Raw genomic sequence first — 19,006 nt, 5'->3', positions numbered from 1 at the left:
GTAAAAAGATTCAAAACCCGAATCCCGAAACCCATGAAATTATTTATAACAGGAATAGGAACCGAAATAGGAAAAACAGTCTGTTCAGCCATTTTAGTTCAGCATTTTAAAACAGAATACTGGAAACCGATACAGTCCGGTGATCTTCACTATACGGACAGTCATAAAATTGAAAAATGGACAGATACCAACGTCTGCCATCCGGAAACTTACCGTTTACAGCTGGCTGCATCACCACATCAGTCTGCAAGAGAAGAAAATATGACCATCAATCTGAATGATTTTCAACTCCCAAAAACAGAAAACCCACTGATTGTAGAAGGAGCCGGAGGTCTTATGGTGCCCATATCAGACACAACTTTTATGATCGATCTGATTGAAGAATTAAACCTTCCGACAGCATTGGTAGTCAGAAATTATTTAGGCTGTATCAATCATAGCTTGCTCTCCATCCTGGCTTTACAACAGAGAGGAATTCAGTTGGAATATTTAATTCTTAACGGAGATTTTCCGGAAGATACAGAAAGAGTGATCTGCAGTTTTATTGAAAAAGAAACAAAAATTATAAGGATTCCCGAAATCAATACTACAGATAAGGAATCTATACAACTTGCTGCCAAGCAATTAACAATAACAAAAATAAGATAATGGATACAAAAACAACATTGAGAAACAACTGGACGAAAGAAGAGATCGAGGAAATTTATCACCTTCCTCTAATGGAACTCATCTATAAAGCAGCCACCGTACACCGCGAATGGCATGACCCTTCTGAAGTACAGATTTCAACACTATTATCCATCAAAACGGGTGGATGTCCTGAAGACTGTTCATATTGCGGACAGGCAGCCCGTTATCACACGGATATCAAAGTACAGGCTTTACTGCCTACAGAAACTGTAATTGCCCACGCTCAGAAAGCAAAAGATTCCGGATCTTCAAGATTCTGTATGGCAGCAGCATGGCGTGAAGTTCGTAATAACCGTGATTTTGACAGAGTGATTGATATGGTGAAAGGTGTAAATGATCTTGGTCTGGAAGTTTGCTGTACACTGGGAATGCTTACGGAAGAACAGGCTGTCAGACTTCAGGAGGCTGGATTATACGCTTACAATCACAACCTTGACACTTCTGAGCAGTATTATGAAGAGATCATCTCTACCAGAACTTTTGACAACAGAATCAATACGATAAATAATGTAAGAAAAGCAGGAATCACAGTGTGTTCCGGAGGAATTATAGGTCTTGGTGAAACTCATAGAGACAGAATTTCAATGCTTTTAACGTTGGCAACGATGCCAAAACATCCGGAATCTGTTCCAATTAATGCATTGGCCAGAGTAGCGGGAACGCCATTAGAAGATAATGAAAAAGTAGATACCTGGGAAATGGTAAGAATGATCGCCACAGCAAGAATCGTAATGCCATCTTCTATGGTAAGATTAAGTGCCGGACGTATAGAAATGTCTGAGACAGAGCAGGCATGGTGCTTTATGGCAGGAGCTAATTCTATTTTTACGGGTGAAAGAGAAACCTTACTGGTAACGCCTAATCCGGGAGTTTCTGAAGATATGCAGATGCTTCAGACATTAGGACTGAAACCTATGATGAAAAAAGAAACCTGCTGTTAGATAATTATGAATGATAAAATAATGAGTGGTAAGCCGGATTACAAGTATTCTGATTTTTATTGCAGCATTGATATCTGATTTCATCAATATTAGTATTGGTTTTTAACGCTAAGGTTCGCAAAGTAATATTTTAAGTCGGAAAATATTTCGCTCGCAAAGGCATTCTATTCAGCAAAGCAGAATATTTCTTATTGCTGAGTGAAACGCCTTTACGAACTTAAAATAACAGCATGCAATGTGAAAAACCTAGCGATCAGTACGCTAAAACTTAAACAATTTATCACTCATTTCTACTTTTTAGATCAATATATGAATACAATAACAAAAGAAATCAGCCTGCAGGAGAGAGATAAAGCGGTCAACTGGCATCCTTACACGCAGATGAAAACAGCTGATGATGCCATTCCTATTGTAAAAGGAAAAGGAATTTACCTGTATGACAACGAAGGAAAAAAATATCTGGATGTGGTCTCGTCATGGTGGGTGACGCTGCACGGGCATTCACATCCTTATATTGCACAACGTGTCTTTGAACAGCTGAATACACTGGAGCAGGTTATTTTTGCAGGATTTACCCATGAACCTGCTGTACAGCTTTCAGAAAATTTACTGAAACTTCTTCCTGCTGGTCAGGAAAAGGTCTTTTATTCAGATAACGGTTCTACAGCAGTAGAAGTTGCTTTAAAAATGTGTATTCAATATGCATACAATCAAGAGAAAAAGAAAACGAAGATTTTAGCTTTTAAAAATGCTTATCACGGCGATACTTTCGGGGCGATGTCTGTCAGTGGAAAGAGTTTCTGGACAAGACCTTTTGAAAGCATGCTGTTTGAAGTTGTTTTTATAGATACACCCAATGCAGAAAATCTGGAAAGCTTACAGAAACAGATTAAAGAACTTGCTGATGAAGTGGCTTGCTTTATCTATGAGCCATTAGTTCAGGGTGCTGCCGGAATGTTAATGTATAAAGCTGAAGATCTTAGTCAGTTGATGAAATACTGCAGGGAAGAAGGTGTTCTTATGATCCAGGATGAAGTTTTTACAGGATTTGGAAGAACAGGTAAGCTTTTCGCAGCAGATTATCTTACAGAAAAACCAGACATTATGTGTTTTTCAAAAGGGTTGACAGGAGGAACAATGCCCATGGGAATTACGACCTGTTCCAATGAAATCTATGATGCTTTCCTTTCTGAAGACCGTTATAAAACATTATTTCACGGGCATTCGTTTACAGCTAATCCTTTAGCCTGTACAGCGGCTCTTGCCAGTATGGAATTACTATTGACAAGTGAAACTCAGATGAATATTAACCGCATTACGCATCAACATTCGGAGTTTGTGAAAGCACTTGCTTTGCATCCTCATGTAGAAAAGGTTCGGCAGATCGGAACTATTTTAGCGTTCGATTTAAAAACCGGGAATGATACTTCTTATTTCAATGAAATAGGGAAGAAGCTTTACAATGAATTCTTACAGAGAGGGATTATCATGAGGCCGTTGGGAAATGTAATCTATCTGGTTACTCCTTATTGTATTACTTCCGAAGAATTAGACTTTGTATATCAGAATATTATGGAAGTTCTTGATCTGTTTAAAGAGTAAACAATCCGTTCCGGTAATAATTATTTTTAATTTTTTTAAATATACCTTATAGGTTTTCATAACCTATAAGGTTTTTATGTTTAACTATCTAATTCTATTCTGTGTTAAAGTTCCTGGTCTGCTTTCTTCAAAACAGTAATCAATTCTTTTAATTCATCCTTATTGAATTCCAGTAAGTTCTGATTAAAATGGTTGCCCGGAGTTTTTATATAATTCACCCACGATGAAATCTTTTCCCGGTAAACACTTCCAAACTCTATATTACTCATCGTAACAAACTTATATTTGGTTTCCTGATTTGCTTTTTCATTTTCTTTCTGTTCCACAGTCTGAAGCGCCTGGATCAGCTTTCCCAGTTCATTCTTATCAACCGTTAAGGTTTTCTTGGAAATTTCATCAAAGGTTTCATATTCATACATAATGCCCAACACAGATTCCGATGAATTATCAGATCCGTCTCTGGTTACAATTTTTTGAATATTCAGATTTTTAAATTTGCCTAAATTGCTGATTTTTTTCTCAATTAATGTCCCTTTTCTTGAATTGATGGTAAGTCCGCGGGATGTGGTATTTGATCTTTGAATAGTAGGTGGAGGTGTTATCTGTGCCGTCGCCCACATACATGATACACAGGAAATCAAAATAATGATTCTTTTCATTTGTAAAAATTGTTATTAGTTTTAAAATATTAATTTACTACTTCTTAATAAGTTTTTTTGTAAAAACTTTTCCATTTTCAAAAATTGCTTTCGCAAAATAAACTCCTTTAGAAAGTTCGGAAACGTCGGAATTATTTTTATTTATCGTTTTTAATAGCCTTCCGTCAACAGAATAGATCTCTATTTTATTAATTTTTTCTTTTGACTGATACACCAAATCTTGTTTTACAGGACTTTCAAAAGTAAATTCAGTATTATTTTTTACAGTTTCTGCTGTCGGTAATGTAGCAGTACCGTTTAAAAGATATTTCACAATTTCTTTTGTTGGCCCATCTCCATAAACAATTACATTATTATCAAAAACTTTGATTGCGTGAATAAAGTGATAGAGTAAATTGGAATCATTTTCTACATATTCTCCAAATACCGTATCAATAGCTCCGTTTTGATTAAGTTTAGAGAGATAATAAGCAGGTGCATTATTAAGATCAGCATAGCCGGCTATATAGTAAGTATTGTTTTTTTCATAGATATCCCAAAATTCAAGACCAAGAGTACCGGTGTAGCTGAATGTGGTATCCGGCGTCCCATCAGCATTCAGTCTTCCTATCGTAGCGGGCGTTAAGGATCCAAGTTGTGCATATATAATTCTATTAGCTGAATCTGCTTTTATAACATTTACATTTACCCCATTAAACAAGGCTGTCCCATTATTACCAAAACCAGTCATGAGCTGTCCGTCAGAAGTATACTTTTTTATTGTATTGTGTTCTAAAATGATAATATTGGACTGTTTATCTAAAATAATGCGGGGAATTCCGTAAGTGGATAATTCTCCATTATCCCCAAAACTGTTATCTGGTGTACCATCAGAATTTAATCTGAATGTATGAGTGTACCCATCAAAAAATCCATTAGTATCTATTCCGGTTCCCGAAACAATAATTTTGTTTCCTTGTTCTATAAGATTATTCTTTATATTGAAATTGTCCTGATTGAAATTGGCTAATGATTTTATTCCTCCATTGGAAAACGAAGGATCCAATTGCCCATTGGCAAGCAATCGGACTACATCTAAATAATTAATATTATTTACAGAGTCATATCGTTTTAACAGTAGGGTTAATGTATTATTGCTGTGCCTTATAAATCCCACTAAAGCGTCCGATGTGTAATTCAATGCAGTTTTACCATTGGTCCCAAAAGTTAAATCCGGAGAGCCATTGTAACTTGTCGCTTTAGAGATAAGTAACTGATTACTATTGGAGTCAAAGGATTCGTAAAATACGGCATTGGTTGTTTCTGTTAATTCTCCTAAATAAGAGATTCCCGTTTGAAGGTTGTAAATTCCGTTTGAAGCAAACGTAGGATCTTTGGAAATGATTTGTGCAAAAGAAGCCTGTGCTGCAAGAGTAAGCACAAATAATAATTGTTTTTTCATTGGTTTGTTTTTTTTTTTAAATTGAGGTTATATTATATAACCCCTATATAAATCTATTTTTAGGCAGTGTTTCCAAATGTAGGATAAAATTCTAGAAGAGGAAAGAAATACTCAATGGCATCGAAAACCTTCGATGAATTTATCCAAAATGGTTTTAACCCAATCCATTTCCCCATGAATGAAGTTCGGAAAGAATAGGTCCCAGCTTTTGCCCTTTCTCCGTTAATTTATAATATACTTCCGGCGGAAAATTATAAACTTCAATCCGTTCAATAATACGATCTTCTTCCAGCTGCTTCAGCTGCTCTGCAAGTACTTTCTTGGAAACCCGGGGCATATTTCGCCAAAGTTCCACAAAACGCACCTGATCTTCTTCAAAAAGATTATGCAGAATTAAAGGTTTCCATTTACCTGAAAGGATATTCAGGCTTCTTCTTAATCCACAGTTTTTAAATTCTTCAAAATTCATATACCTGAATATTTATGGTTAACCTTTTGGTAACCTTCGATTGTTTGACCTTCATTAGTCAATAAATTTGTTCAACAAAAATACTCAAAATGAAATTACAATTATGGCGCAATGCAACATTGCTACTGAATATTGACGGAATTTCCATACTGGTAGATCCGATGCTCGGAGAAAAAGGGTCTATGGGAAAAATGCCTATGACAGAAAGTGAACTACTGAATCCTCTTGTAGATCTCCCTTTCAGTAGAGAAGAATTAAAGAAAAAATTAGAAGGAATAGATGCTGTAGCGGTAACCCATCTTCATCCGGATCATTGGGATGCTGACGCAGTAGAACTTCTCGATAAAAATATTCCGGTGATCTGTTCAGAGGTTATTGCTGATCATATTGCAGAACAGGGATTTACGAATATTTTAATTGTAAATGATCATCTTCAATGGAAAAACATTGAAATTTCTACCACCAAAGGCCAGCACGGTACCGGAGAAATTGGAGAAAAAATGGGAATAGTAAACGGTTTCGTTTTTAAAAAAGACAATCAGTCAGTCTATATTGCAGGTGATACAATCTGGTATGATGAAGTTGCTGCAGAAATTGCTCAACACAAGCCAAAGCACATCATTGTTGCAGGAGGTGCTGCCACCTTCTCTGTGGGAGATCCTATTATTATGACCAGCGAAGACATCGCAAAAGTATGTGAATACGCACCGGAATCTACTGTTTGGGTAACTCATCTGGAAGCAGTAAGCCATTGTAAGGAAGACAGGAATTTTATCCAGAAAAAAATAATCGAAAAAGGACTTGGAAACCAATGTTTACTACTGAAAGACGGAGAAGAGGTAATCCTGAAATAAGTATGAAATAAATAACAGGAGTTATGGCTTATTTTTTGAATATTCCGTGGTAAATAATTTATATGCTGTCCACTTTTCTCTTAAATTTTGACTGGAAAGAATTATTATTGGGACATGAAGAATGGTCTTTTCTTTTAGAGATCATTCTTCGTACCATAATTATGTTTCTGACTATTATCATCGGACTTAGAATTTTAGGAAAAAGAGGAGTAAAACAGCTCTCAATATTTGAATTGGTAGTCATTATCGGCCTGGGATCAGCAGCAGGAGATCCTATGTTTAATAAGGATGTCGGAATTATTTCATCCCTTATTGTTTTTATTGTTATTATTCTCCTGTATTCTATTGTGACCCATTTTATCGGAAAAAGTAAAAAATTTGAAAATCTGGTTGAAGGACAATCCATCTGCCTGATAGAAAACGGCGAATTTTCAATTAAAAACTTTCAAAAAGAAAATCTAGGGAGTGACGAATTCTTCGCAGAATTAAGGCTAAAAGGAGTTTCGCAGCTTGGCCAGATTGAGATGGCTATAGAAGAAATTTCAGGAGAGATCAGTGTATTCTTTTTTGAAGATAAATCTGTAAAATACGGTCTTCCTATTTTACCAGGCTCATTAAATAATCCGTTACATTATATTCATGAGGAAAGACATTACTCCTGTATATTCTGTGGATATACAGAGCATAAAAAAGCGGGTAATGCAGGAAGCTGCCCAAACTGCCAAAAAGAAGAATGGGTAGCGTCCAGCAATAAAAGACGTGTAACCTGACCTTTGATTTTCCTAATCCTCAACATATTTATTTCTTGCCGCCTTCATTCCAAAATACAGCATCAGCAATACAGCAAAGCTTAATAAATAGAATGAACTGTTCCAGGAAATGTCCCAATCATGCAGTTTTCCAAATAACGGAGGTCCGAATGCAGCAATCAGATATCCTACGGACTGTGCCATACCTGATATTTTAACCGCATTGATACTGCTTTTTGTTCTTGCAGAAAAGAACAGAATCGACAAGCTGAAAGACAATCCGTTGGAAATCCCTATAATCACAGCATTCACATAGATCCACTGAGACTTCAGAAAGACAAACATCATTGTACTTCCGAACATCAGAGCACATATAAAAAGAATCATAAACCTCTGGTCCTTCATTTTACTGGCAATAATAGGGCAGCAGAATGTTACCGGAATCATGGTAATCTGGATCACAAAGAACACCCAGCCGGAGCTTTCTCCCTGCATATGAAAATCAGCAAGAAATGAAGGCAGCCAGGCCACCAGGCAATAATAAAACAAAGACTGCAGTCCCATAAAAATACTGATATTCCACGCCTGGGCAGATTTGAACATATTAAAATCTGAAGTACTGATTGCCGTCTTAGGCTGAACCGGATTTCTTTTATTGAATATGAGTTCCACTGATAAAACCAGGAAGCCCAATGCGGCAATCACAAGCCATATTCCCAGAGATCCTTTCCATCCAAAGCCTGTCAATTCTCCTATTTTCACACTGAAACCGGAAGCCAGTGCTGCTGTAAGATTCATAGATACTGCAAAAATTCCTGTCATAAGGCCAATCTGCTTCGGAAAATTATTCTTAACATATCCCGGAGTGACCACATTTCCGATGCATATTCCTAAACCGATGAATATAGAACCTAAAAACAAAAGCCATAGAGAACCACTGATTCGTAAAAATAACCCGAAACTTAAAATAATCAGTGAATACATCAAAAGTTTACTGATTCCGAATTTATTGGAGAATCTGCTTACCAGTACAGAACAGGCAGCAAACATAAACAGTGGAATAGAAGTAAGCAGGCTCACCTGAAAATTATCCATTTTTAAAGCATCTCTTACCTCTCCCAATACAGGGGCAACGGCCACAATCGGTGAGCGGAGATTGCTGGAAATGAGTATAACAACCAGAACATTAATGATTAATAAAACATACGAAGCATTCTTTTTTACTTCTTTCTTCATCATAATAAAAACTTTTGTACAAAATTAACGCAGTAATTTTGTTTAATTTTGCCAAAGTTTTAACCTGAAACGACATGAACGCCAGCGACAGTATAAATATTGATGAACTAAATAAGCCTTATTTTGTATGGTTTGAGGAAAACTGGATTCATGATAACGTTCTTCATCATCATCAAAAAGGTCAGCTCGTATATGTAGAAAGTGGTTTTCAGTATATTACTATCGAAGAAAAAATCTATCTCCTTCCTCAGAATCATGCGGTATGGATTCCTCCAAATGCTGTCCATAAAACCAATTCCCATTCTGCAAAAATCAAACTGATGATCATGTTTGCAGAAGTTGGCGCCCAAGAATCCTTCTATCATGAAGTGAATGTATTTTCTGTTCCTCCTGTTTTAAAGGAAATGATAAAATATTCGGAGAAGTGGTCTAAGCTAATGATTCGGGATCATAATGAGAGCCTATTCCTGAAAGCACTTTTCAACGAACTTCCGAGGTTTGCAGAACATTCCCTGACTTTTCATATCAGCCTCCCGAAAGACAAACGTCTTGACAAAGTCATAGAATATTTGCACAATCATTATCACAGAGAGATCAAAATGGAAGATCTCAGTGATATGGCTCTTTTATCTTTCCGTACACTGGAACGTATTTTCAAAAAAGAAACTGGTCTTACCCTAAGCAAATATCAGCAAATGCTTCGTATTATTAAGAGTCTGGAATACTTGAGTTCCGGAAATCTTACGATTTCAGAAACAGCATATGAGGTAGGGTATAAGAGTGTTCAGGCCTATACCCGAAGTTTTCAGGCTGTGATGCAGCTCAGGCCAACTGATTTTATTAAAACCATCCAATAAGTTTTAAACCACATATAAAGCCGGTAAAATTTATCAAAAAAGAGAGTTATTAATATACAATAACTTTAGACATTCCTTTATATAAAAGCAATTAGAAAGATTAAAGAACATAATATTTCACATTTTTCACATTTTTCCACTTCAGTAGCGAATATTCAATTATGATATTATTGAAAACAAAAAGGTCTCCACGAATGGAGACCTTAAAAAAACACAAATGATGAAAAAAAATTATTTCGATTCACAAATATAAGCAAAAATCACTTTATACAAAACACTATAAGCTTATTTTTTTTAAAAATTACTTATTTTTAAGTAAAATAATTATTTATTAAATGTTGTTTGTTTTCTTTAAGATTCCGGAATTACCAGCACGAAAATACCTCATGTTAAATATAATTCGCCATCTGAGGAATTGTACGTATGTTTTTAAGTAAAAATAAATAAATAGCGAAAAGTGAATTATTATAAAAATAAGACTCTGCTAAGCCAATAATATTCAAACATATGTTTAATTTTTATATGATCTCGCCTATAAAATTCTCAAAAAATTAATATCTGAGCCTTTCTGGGAAAAATTTAAACATTATATTTGCATCCATGTTAAAATGGTTCTCCATATTATGCTCAATGATGTATGTACTGGCTACCACCAATGCGGGGGAAGTACTGAAAGTGCCTATGTTTGTTGAACATTTCATGGAATACCACGGAAGCTTTTCAGAATTTGTAATGGAGCATTATGATAACCACAAACAGGATTCAGACTGGGATACCGATCAGAAACTGCCTTTTATTAATCCGCCTATCGTACTCACTGTACATGCCCAGCTTCCGGAGCTTTCATTCGAAATAAAAAAACCTAAGGAAATTACTGTTTCAGAGAAAAGCAGTATCTACAAAGAAAAAGATTTCTCCCAACAATATCTTTCTCAGATTTTTCAGCCTCCACGGCTTTCTTAATCAACTTCACATTGAAAATTAATGCTTTATGTTTTTTACTTAAAGTATTTAATTCTTGTTACATATCCATTAATTCGTAATGCAATGTACTGGTGTTTAGACCTTAACTCAAGAAATTACAAAAACTTTATTTTGGACACTTAAGTTATGGAGAGGTCTCAGCTCCTGTATGGTCTTACGGATTACAATTAATAATTTTTCCATGTTAAATAAAATTATTGAGTTTTCTGTAAAGAATAAACTCATCATTGCTCTTTTTACAGGGGCACTCATCCTTTTTGGAGTCTATGAAACCACCAAACTTCCTATTGATGCCCAGCCGGACATCACCAATAATCAGGTTCAGATCATTACCACAGCTCCTTCTTATGGTGCAGCAGATATAGAACGTCTTGTTACATTTCCTATTGAACAGGCCACCAGTAATATCAGCGGAATTACGGAGCTTAGAAGTTTTTCTCGTTTCGGACTTTCATTAGTGACTGTAGTTTTTGATGACAAGACTGATGTGTATTGGGCGCGTCAACAGGTTCAGGAAAGGCTGCAGCTTGTTCAGGACAATATTCCGGACGGAATCGGCAAACCGGAATTAGGGCCTATTTCAACAGGATTGGGAGAGATTTTCCAATATGTGGTAAGGGCTAAAAAAGGATATGAAAATGTATACGATGAAACCGAACTGAGGACTATCCAGGACTGGGTGGTGAGAAGACAGCTTCTTGGTACTAAAGGTGTGGCGGATGTCAGCAGTTTCGGAGGAAAACTGAAACAGTATGAAATTGCCATTAATCCTAATCAATTGCAGGCCTTTAATATCAATATCAATGATGTTTTTGCGGCTCTGGAAAAGAATAATCAGAATACCGGAGGCGCTTATATTGAAAAGAAAGAAACCGTTCTGTTTATCCGTAGCGAAGGACTTTTGGGAACTACAGAAGATATTGGAAGCATTCAGGTTTCAGAAACAAAAGAAGGCATTCCTGTTCATATTAAAGATGTAGCCTCTGTAAAATTAGGGTATGCGACAAGGTATGGCGCTATGACTTACAATGATACCGGAGAAGTATCCGGAGCTATTGTTCTGATGCTGAAAGGAGAGAATGCTAATGTAGTGATTGGAAATATTAAACAAAGACTGGAAAAAATCCAGGAGTCCTTACCGGAAGGAGTTGTGATAGAGCCATTCCTTGACCGGGCTAAAATGGTTAATAATACGATCAGCACAGTAAAAACAAACCTGATGGAAGGGGCTTTGATTGTGGTTTTCATTCTGGTTTTATTTTTAGGAAATTTCAGAGCGGGATTACTAGTTGCTTCCGTCATTCCTTTGGCTATGCTTTTCGCCATTATCATGATGAATATTTTTGGTGTAGGAGGAAATCTGATGAGCCTTGGAGCGCTGGATTTCGGTTTAATTGTAGATGGAGCCGTCATTATTGTGGAAGCTGTTCTTCATCAGCTTGCCCATAAAAAGCATTTCGGAAAAGACAATATGCTCAGCAAAAAAGAAATGGATGATCAGGTTTCCAACTCTGCGACCAAAATGGTTAACAGTGCGGTTTTCGGGCAGATCATTATCTTAATTGTATATCTTCCGATTTTTACGCTTCAGGGAATTGAAGGAAAAATGTTCAAGCCTATGGCTCAAACCGTTGCCTTTGCCCTGATTGGCGCATTTATTCTTTCCCTGACTTATATTCCAATGATGAGCTCTCTGGTATTAAGCAGAAAGAAAAAAGAGAAAGAAAATATTTCAGACCGTGTGATGGGTAAAGTGGAAACCGGTCACCAAAAACTTCTGATAAAGGCCCTTAAATTTAGAAAAACAATAATCATTGGTGTGTTGATTCTGTTTGCAGGTGCTGTTTTTACCCTTTACAGAATGGGTGGAGAATTTATACCATCGTTGGAGGAAGGCGATTTTGCCGTTGAAATGAGGATTCTCCAGGGAAGTAATATCAATGAAACCAAAAAAGCTACCACTCAGGCTGCAAACATCCTGTTAACAAACTTTCCTGAAGTAGAAAAAGTGGTCATGAAAATTGGGAGTGCAGAAATTCCCACAGAACCTATGCCCATGGATTCCGGAGATATGATAGTCGTTTTAAAGCCTAAAAAGAAATGGACTTCTGCAACCTCATTTCCTGAACTTTCTGATAAGATGAGTAAAGCATTAAGCGTTATCCCTGGACTGACAACCAGTTTTCAGTTTCCGGTTCAAATGCGTTTCAATGAGCTGATGACCGGAGCAAGACAGGATGTAGTGTGCAAGATTTACGGTGAAGATCTGGACAGCCTTGCCACCTATGCCAAAAAGATGGGAAGCATTATCAATACCGTAAAAGGTGCTCAGGATCTATATATCGAGCCGGTAGTAGGCGCTCCACAGGTTGTGATAGATTATAACCGCTCAGAACTTTCCCGATACAATATTTCAGTGGCGGATATCAACAGGGTGATTAATATGGCTTTTGCCGGACAAACTGCAGGCGCTTTATATGAAGGCGAAAAAAAGTTTGATATCGTTGTCCGAATGGATAACGAACATAAAAAAGATATTACGAGTATCCAAAATCTTCTTGTTCCTACGGCTTCAGGAGAACAGATTCCATTGTCGCAATTGGCTAAAGTGGAACTTAAAAACAGTCCGAATCAGATTCAGAGGGAGGATACCAAAAGAAGGATTATTGTAGGTTTTAATGTGAGAGGAAGAGATGTTCAGAGTATTGTGGAAGAGCTTCAGCAAAAGGCAGGCAAAAACCTGAAATTATCGTCTGGATATAGTATTTCTTATGGAGGTGCTTTTGAAAATTTAAATGAAGCCAAAGCCAGATTAGGTATAGCAGTTCCTATTTCGTTAGTGATGATTTTCCTGCTTTTATTCTTTGCTTTCGGTTCTGTAAAACACAGTCTGCTGATCTATACAGCCATTCCTTTATCTGCGATAGGAGGTGTCTATTTTCTGGTGTTGAGAGGAATGCCTTTCAGCATTAGCGCAGGTGTAGGATTTATTGCATTATTTGGAGTTGCAGTACTTAATGGAATTGTTTTGATATCAGAGTTTAACCGATTGAAAAAGAACGGAATAAATAATACAAACAGAATTGTACTCATAGGCACAAAAATAAGACTCCGTCCGGTTTTAATGACAGCTTTTGTGGCATCTCTGGGATTCCTTCCCATGGCAATCAGCAATGGTGCAGGAGCTGAAGTGCAGAGGCCTCTGGCAACTGTAGTCATCGGAGGGCTGATGCTTGCAACGCTTTTAACGCTTTTTGTCCTTCCAATTTTATACGTCCTGTTTGAACATATTAATAAAGATAAAATGAAATTCTCAAAAAAACTCAATTATAAAAAACTGTCTGTTTTCTTGCTGTTATTGTCCTTCGGAACTTATAAGACTCAGGAAAACATTACTTATGATCAGGCTCTGGAAAAAGCATACCAGCAGAACGGTACTCTTAAAAATTCGAAATTAATATCAGATTATCAGGAAAAGCTGAAGGCCAGCTATCTGAACATTCCCCAGACGGAAATTACGGGGGGATTTGGACAAATTCAGGGCGAGGAAACAGACAATTCATTCGGAATCTCTCAAAGATTCAGTTTTCCAACGGTATATTCAAGAAGAAAACAAATGCTGGATGCTGAATGGTCTGCCAGTGTCGTCAATCAGAATCTGACCAAAACACAGCTTACCAAAGAAGTAACTGACGTTTTCTACAGGATACTTGTGCTTCAGGAGAAGAAAAAAGTTCTGGAATACATCAGTCAGTTGTATCATAATTTTGCAGATAAGGCCGCATTAAGATTAAAAAAAGGGGAAGCCAATATTCTGGAGGAGTCCACTGCTGAAATTCAGAAAGAACAGATAAAAGTACAGTTGAATACTCTTGAAAATGATTTGAATATCGTAAAACTTCAGCTTCAATTATTACTACAATCTACAATTCCATATCAACCTGTTGCAGAGAAGCCTATAATTAATATTGGGCTTCAGATTTCAGAAGAAATGGTACAACAGCATCCTGAACTTCAATATCTGCAGCAACAGATCAAAGTAAGCGAGGCAGAAGTACAGCTGGAGAAAAGCAGACTGCTTCCTGATCTTCTCATAGGATATACCAATCAGAGTATGAAAAACATCAATAACAATCGTTTCAATTCGGTTCAGGTGGGAGTTGGAATTCCATTGTTTACAAAAGGACAGAGAGCTTTGACAAAGGCAGCACAGGCTAAGATTGCCATCTCCGAAAATCAGTATGAGAGAAAAGAAATTGAACTTAAAAACAGATTGAATCAACAGTTGGGTAATTATATGAACCAACAGCAGATCATTCAAAATTATGAACAAAAACAGCTTCCCAAATCTGAAATCATTCTAAAAACAGCTCAGAAACAGATGGAAGTGGGAGAAATAGATTATCTGGACTGGGTAATACTGGTGAATCAGGCCGTAAAAACCAAAGCAGACTATATTGATCAGCTGGAAAAGCTTAATCAGATCGGAGCCGAACTTCAATTCTTAATTTCAAAATAATACCATCATGCATTTCAGGAATATATCACTATACAGCCTTGCTTTCATCGTAACTTTATCTTCATGTTCAGGAAAAAAAGAGGAAGAAAAAACAGTTTATGAAAACACAAAATTTTCTAAGAATGACAAAAATTCCGTTCATCTTATAGAAAAACAGATTCAGGCTGTAGGGCTTACAACAACTACAATCCAGAACAGGAATATGGAAAAACTGGTGAGACTGAACGGAAAGACAGACATTGCACCGTCTCATATCAGTTCAGTTTCCAGCATTATGGGGGGACACATCAAGTCGATCAATGTAATTAATGGAAGTCATTTCAACAAAGGGCAGGTGCTTGCTGTGGTGGAAGATCCGCAGTTTATACAGCTGCAGCAGGATTATCTGGTAACAAAAGCACAACTTGAAGCGGCAAGACTGAATTATAACCGCCAGAAAGACCTTAATACGAGCAAAGCCAGCAGTGACAAGACCCTACAGACTGCCCAGGCAGATTATTCAACTTTGAATGCCACTTTAAAAGGGCTTGAGGAAAAGCTGAAAATCATCGGAATCAATGCCAAAGGTCTGAGTGCCGGGAATATCAGAAGTAAAATCAATGTTTATGCTCCGTTCACGGGTTTTGTAAGCAAAATTCTTGTGAATAACGGGCAGTATATCAACCCTACAGATACTTTATTTGAACTGATCAATCCGGCGGGATTACTTTTAGAATTAAAGGTTTTTGAAAATGATGTGAATGATGTAAAAATGGGCCAGGAAATTTTGGTGTACAACAATCAGAATCCGGATGTGAAATCAAATGCTAAAATTGTCAGTGTTGTTCCTAGTATTGAAAATGGAGGCTCTGCGACGGCAATTGCCAGATTATCCTCTGTGAATACAGAATTTGTAAAAGGAATGTATGTAAATGCTGAAGTGAATATCAGCAGCCATTATACAATGGGACTTCCTAATGAAGCCGTAGTTTCTTTTGAAAATAAAAATTATGTTTTTGAAGACCTTGGAAAATCCAATTACAGAATGATTCCTGTAATGACCGGAATTTCTGATGATCAGTTTACGGAAATTATAAAAGCCGATTTTTTAAAGGATAAGAAAATTGTACAGAAAGGGGCTTACAGCCTTCTGATGATGCTTAAAAATAAAGCTGAATAGCGTTAAAACATCATTGTAAAATAAAAAGATCAGTCAATCGCTGATCTTTTTTTATTTCTTTTTTGGAACTTCCCACTGTACCCCTAGTTTTCTGAAAAAATCTTCAAGATTGATCCAGTCCTGGTAACTGTGTAAAAATTCTTCTCTATTAACGGGTAGATTTTTACTGTGGCCGTACTGTTTACATCCAAAACATAACTCAATATTTTTCCATTGATTTTCTTTATAAATGAACAAAGTATTGTGCGGTTCAAAACATAAAGCTCCATCCCAGGCTTTTACAATTTTCTGCCGTTTTATGATGTCTATTAATTCCTGTCTGGATTCAGGAGTTAGTACTACTTTATTTATGATGATTTCATGGTTGGGAACACCATTTTTCAGTAAGTCTCTGTAAATTGTTTTACTCTTGCCAGGCGTTTCAATATCAAGTCTGAGATCTTCATGACTGGTAATAAGAATCGTTTCTGCCTCTTTTAAGTAGTGAATAAGCTCTTCATTGACATTTTGGGAAAAAATCCATATAGAGCTAAAAAATAAGCTTAATGTATATATTTTATTTGTTATCATTTAAGTTTTCTTTTGTATGTGTCATAAATAAGACCAACAACAGCATATATCAAACTGGTATAGGCTGCTTTTTCAAAAATATAAAACCCAAATTGTCCATCAAGTTTATCTACTTTCATTGCTTCAAACTGGACAAGTAAATCACTGCCAAAAATAAATATTGAAGCCATGAAAACCAAAAGAATAATACATGAAAAAATCTCATTTTTAATTTTTCTGAGGGAAAATATGGTTATCGTTTAACTAATAAATGTAGTAAAAAAATCTATAGCTGATGTGGTAGTCATACAATTAATGATGTCTCAGTAACAATTTCACAGGAATCGATTTAAAAGAATGATATTTGACATGTTTTTCACAATATAAAATATTATTTAATGCATAATTCATTTTAAAATAATATTTTTAAGCAGTGAATAGTTGTAAAGGATTTTTAGATGAATAATAAAAAATTTTATCAGAACTTTATGACACAAAAACCTTTGCACAATTTCCATATTCCGGTAATGGGACTGGCTTACACAATAGACAGTCCTATTCGTGTTGCCCAGTATGGAATTTCTTCTGTGATCTCCATCATTGATGATGAAATCCTGGAAAAAATGAAGAACTTTTACAATAAAAAGTTCAATCTTGACTATTTCGGGATCTCTACAAAAACAGAAGATTACAGAGCCAGAAGAGTTACGGCTTATCTGGATATGGTGGATGATATCGTGAATGAAAAATTTGAATCTTTCAAACACGAGATCAGCAAAAATAAAGAGGCTTTGAAAGACTTCATAGCCATGCTTCCAAATACTTCAGATCTAAAAAACAGCCTTCAAAACCTGATCAATCAAAAAGATGAATGGAGTTCCAATATCAAAAACTTCATTGAATCCAACTTAAAACCGGGAAGTATTGATGTCAATATCATGACGAAAGTGGATAAAGACAATTATCAAAACAATGAACAGCTTCCAGTGATGTATAACGATGCTCATGCTTCACTGCGTGGATTCGCCAAAAGTAAATTATCATCATCAATGGTTCTTTCCGCAGGCATGAATCCCCGCTTATACAGCTATATGGAAGAATTTGAAGATTTTTTTCCGGACGAAAACGGAAACATCAAAAAGAAAATCATCCTGAAAGTAAGCGATTTCCGTTCTGCAATGATTCAGGGAAACTTTCTGGCTAAAAAAGGATTGTGGGTTTCAGAATACAGAATAGAATCCGGATTAAATTGTGGCGGTCATGCTTTTGCTACCGAAGGAATGCTTCTCGGGCCTATTATGGAAGAATTCAAGCAGAAAAAAAATGACCTGATACAATCTGCCCATGCCTTAATGACAGCTGCTTTAGAACAAAAAGGAAAACCCACAGTTTCTGAGCCATTAGAAATGAAAATTACGGTTCAGGGTGGAGTAGGAACTGCCGAAGAACACGAGTTTTTATTGGCGAATTATCATGTAGACAGCGTAGGATGGGGTTCACCGTTTTTGCTGGTACCCGAAGCAACATCCGTAGATACAGAAACCCGAAATTTACTTTTGCAATCAAAAGAACAGGATTTTTATCTGAGCAATATTTCGCCATTAGGAGTGCCTTTCAATACGGTAAAAGGAACATCCAATGAACGATTAAATTTTGAAAAAGAAGCAAAAGGGAAATATGGAAGTTCATGTCCCAAAAAACTTCTGGCATTAAGCAAAGAATTTTCTCCGGAAGGAACCTGTACCGCTTCCAGAAAGTACCAGGATATCAAACTCAAGGAACTGTACGACAATAAGGAAACCCTTACAGAAAAGGAATTTAAAAAAAAGAAATCGGAAATTACTGATAAAGTCTGCCTGTGTGTAGGACTTGTAAACGCCGCATATATGGAGCAGAACCTCGAAATTAAAGGTGAAAAACAGGGCGTTGTCATATGTCCCGGACCGAATATTGCCTTTTTTGATAAAGAAGTTTCTCTTTCGGAAATGGTAAAACATATCTACGGAAATACCAATATTCTTTCCGACAGCCAGCGTCCGAATATGTTCATTAATGAATTGAAAATGTATGTGGATTACCTGAGAAAGGAAATCACCGATTCTACTGCAGAGATTACTCATTCGCAGACAAAAAAATGGAATGCTTTCAGGAAAAATGTTCTTGAAGGGATAGAATATTATCATGAGCTTTTTACAGCATCATCATTCTTCAGAAACGGTTTATCTACGATCAACCAGCAATTGCAGGAATACAAACTACAGCTTATCGCTATTGAGATTCCTCAGGTTGAAAAATAA

Annotated in this window: 15 protein-coding genes; 10 read left to right on the top strand and 5 right to left on the bottom strand. The window is 36.4% G+C overall.

The genetic code is table 11. From position 1 onward, the window contains the following. Nucleotides 1-33: 33 nt before the first annotated feature. From bioD to bioA, 3 genes are all read left to right on the top strand, one after another. Nucleotides 34-648, top strand: coding sequence for a dethiobiotin synthase (bioD, locus tag EK417_RS13220; RefSeq protein ID WP_136522405.1), 615 nt, complete (start codon nucleotides 34-36; stop codon nucleotides 646-648). After that, nucleotides 648-1,631, top strand: a complete 984-nt coding sequence (gene bioB / locus EK417_RS13215; RefSeq protein ID WP_076594751.1) for a biotin synthase BioB — start codon at nucleotides 648-650, stop codon at nucleotides 1,629-1,631. The genes bioD and bioB overlap by 1 nt, the downstream gene beginning before the upstream one ends. A gap of 309 nt (nucleotides 1,632-1,940) precedes the next feature. Continuing rightward, nucleotides 1,941-3,233: an adenosylmethionine--8-amino-7-oxononanoate transaminase gene (gene bioA, locus EK417_RS13210; RefSeq protein WP_136522404.1), complete on the top strand. Its 1,293-nt coding sequence runs from the start codon at nucleotides 1,941-1,943 to the stop codon at nucleotides 3,231-3,233. A 104-nt stretch (nucleotides 3,234-3,337) separates the two neighbouring features. Here bioA and EK417_RS13205 read toward each other — a convergent pair whose 3' ends face one another. From EK417_RS13205 to EK417_RS13195, 3 genes are all read right to left on the bottom strand, one after another. Continuing rightward, entirely contained in the window at nucleotides 3,338-3,892 is a 555-nt protein-coding gene (locus tag EK417_RS13205) for a hypothetical protein (RefSeq protein ID WP_136522403.1), read from the bottom strand. Between the two features lie 37 nt (nucleotides 3,893-3,929). Next, nucleotides 3,930-5,333 (bottom strand): T9SS type A sorting domain-containing protein, encoded by a 1,404-nt coding sequence (locus tag EK417_RS13200; protein WP_136522402.1) that lies wholly within the window; start codon nucleotides 5,331-5,333, stop codon nucleotides 3,930-3,932. Between the two features lie 154 nt (nucleotides 5,334-5,487). Beyond that, entirely contained in the window at nucleotides 5,488-5,802 is a 315-nt protein-coding gene (locus EK417_RS13195) for a winged helix-turn-helix transcriptional regulator (RefSeq protein WP_076594747.1), read from the bottom strand. Between the two features lie 89 nt (nucleotides 5,803-5,891). Here EK417_RS13195 and EK417_RS13190 point away from each other — a divergent pair, with 89 nt between their 5' ends. Beyond that, on the top strand, nucleotides 5,892-6,656 hold the full coding sequence (locus EK417_RS13190) for an MBL fold metallo-hydrolase (RefSeq protein ID WP_136522401.1): 765 nt from the start codon (nucleotides 5,892-5,894) through the stop codon (nucleotides 6,654-6,656). Between the two features lie 62 nt (nucleotides 6,657-6,718). Further along, nucleotides 6,719-7,426: a DUF421 domain-containing protein gene (locus EK417_RS13185; RefSeq protein WP_076594745.1), complete on the top strand. Its 708-nt coding sequence runs from the start codon at nucleotides 6,719-6,721 to the stop codon at nucleotides 7,424-7,426. Between the two features lie 12 nt (nucleotides 7,427-7,438). On the opposite strand, the gene EK417_RS13180 is transcribed toward EK417_RS13185, so the two are convergent. Next, nucleotides 7,439-8,644, bottom strand: a complete 1,206-nt coding sequence (locus EK417_RS13180; RefSeq protein ID WP_228457935.1) for a CynX/NimT family MFS transporter — start codon at nucleotides 8,642-8,644, stop codon at nucleotides 7,439-7,441. Between the two features lie 71 nt (nucleotides 8,645-8,715). Between EK417_RS13180 and EK417_RS13175 the strand changes: the two genes are divergently transcribed. The 4 genes from EK417_RS13175 (at nucleotide 8,716) to EK417_RS13160 (ending at nucleotide 16,160) form a co-directional block, all read left to right on the top strand. Further along, complete coding sequence (locus tag EK417_RS13175; protein WP_076594743.1) at nucleotides 8,716-9,498, top strand: helix-turn-helix domain-containing protein; 783 nt, start codon at nucleotides 8,716-8,718, stop codon at nucleotides 9,496-9,498. 630 nt (nucleotides 9,499-10,128) lie between these two features. Further along, nucleotides 10,129-10,461, top strand: a complete 333-nt coding sequence (locus tag EK417_RS13170) for a hypothetical protein (RefSeq protein ID WP_076594742.1) — start codon at nucleotides 10,129-10,131, stop codon at nucleotides 10,459-10,461. Between the two features lie 202 nt (nucleotides 10,462-10,663). Further along, the gene (locus EK417_RS13165) at nucleotides 10,664-15,001 is read left to right on the top strand and encodes a CusA/CzcA family heavy metal efflux RND transporter (RefSeq protein WP_136522399.1); all 4,338 of its coding nucleotides are present in this window, start codon (nucleotides 10,664-10,666) and stop codon (nucleotides 14,999-15,001) included. A gap of 7 nt (nucleotides 15,002-15,008) precedes the next feature. Next, the gene (locus tag EK417_RS13160; protein ID WP_136522398.1) at nucleotides 15,009-16,160 is read left to right on the top strand and encodes an efflux RND transporter periplasmic adaptor subunit; all 1,152 of its coding nucleotides are present in this window, start codon (nucleotides 15,009-15,011) and stop codon (nucleotides 16,158-16,160) included. Nucleotides 16,161-16,211: 51 nt separating this feature from the next. Here the strand turns inward: EK417_RS13160 and EK417_RS13155 are convergent, their stop codons facing one another. Continuing rightward, nucleotides 16,212-16,730, bottom strand: coding sequence for a hypothetical protein (locus EK417_RS13155; protein WP_076594739.1), 519 nt, complete (start codon nucleotides 16,728-16,730; stop codon nucleotides 16,212-16,214). 467 nt (nucleotides 16,731-17,197) lie between these two features. Here EK417_RS13155 and EK417_RS13150 point away from each other — a divergent pair, with 467 nt between their 5' ends. After that, nucleotides 17,198-19,006, top strand: a complete 1,809-nt coding sequence (locus tag EK417_RS13150) for a hypothetical protein (RefSeq protein WP_136522397.1) — start codon at nucleotides 17,198-17,200, stop codon at nucleotides 19,004-19,006.

The organism is Chryseobacterium candidae (genome assembly GCF_004916905.1).
GTDB classification, from domain to species: Bacteria; Bacteroidota; Bacteroidia; order Flavobacteriales; family Weeksellaceae; genus Chryseobacterium; species Chryseobacterium candidae.
Note: the sequence above shows the minus strand (reverse complement) of the source record. Positions and strands in the feature narration are given on the sequence as shown.

Coding starts and splice junctions, on each gene's coding strand:
- bioD (WP_136522405.1), top strand. CDS start 34: ATGAAATTATTTATAACAGGAATAGGAACCGAAATAGGAAAAACAGTC.
- bioB (WP_076594751.1), top strand. CDS start 648: ATGGATACAAAAACAACATTGAGAAACAACTGGACGAAAGAAGAGATC.
- bioA (WP_136522404.1), top strand. CDS start 1,941: ATGAATACAATAACAAAAGAAATCAGCCTGCAGGAGAGAGATAAAGCG.
- EK417_RS13205 (WP_136522403.1), bottom strand. CDS start 3,892: ATGAAAAGAATCATTATTTTGATTTCCTGTGTATCATGTATGTGGGCG.
- EK417_RS13200 (WP_136522402.1), bottom strand. CDS start 5,333: ATGAAAAAACAATTATTATTTGTGCTTACTCTTGCAGCACAGGCTTCT.
- EK417_RS13195 (WP_076594747.1), bottom strand. CDS start 5,802: ATGAATTTTGAAGAATTTAAAAACTGTGGATTAAGAAGAAGCCTGAAT.
- EK417_RS13190 (WP_136522401.1), top strand. CDS start 5,892: ATGAAATTACAATTATGGCGCAATGCAACATTGCTACTGAATATTGAC.
- EK417_RS13185 (WP_076594745.1), top strand. CDS start 6,719: ATGCTGTCCACTTTTCTCTTAAATTTTGACTGGAAAGAATTATTATTG.
- EK417_RS13180 (WP_228457935.1), bottom strand. CDS start 8,644: ATGATGAAGAAAGAAGTAAAAAAGAATGCTTCGTATGTTTTATTAATC.
- EK417_RS13175 (WP_076594743.1), top strand. CDS start 8,716: ATGAACGCCAGCGACAGTATAAATATTGATGAACTAAATAAGCCTTAT.
- EK417_RS13170 (WP_076594742.1), top strand. CDS start 10,129: ATGATGTATGTACTGGCTACCACCAATGCGGGGGAAGTACTGAAAGTG.
- EK417_RS13165 (WP_136522399.1), top strand. CDS start 10,664: ATGTTAAATAAAATTATTGAGTTTTCTGTAAAGAATAAACTCATCATT.
- EK417_RS13160 (WP_136522398.1), top strand. CDS start 15,009: ATGCATTTCAGGAATATATCACTATACAGCCTTGCTTTCATCGTAACT.
- EK417_RS13155 (WP_076594739.1), bottom strand. CDS start 16,730: ATGATAACAAATAAAATATATACATTAAGCTTATTTTTTAGCTCTATA.
- EK417_RS13150 (WP_136522397.1), top strand. CDS start 17,198: ATGACACAAAAACCTTTGCACAATTTCCATATTCCGGTAATGGGACTG.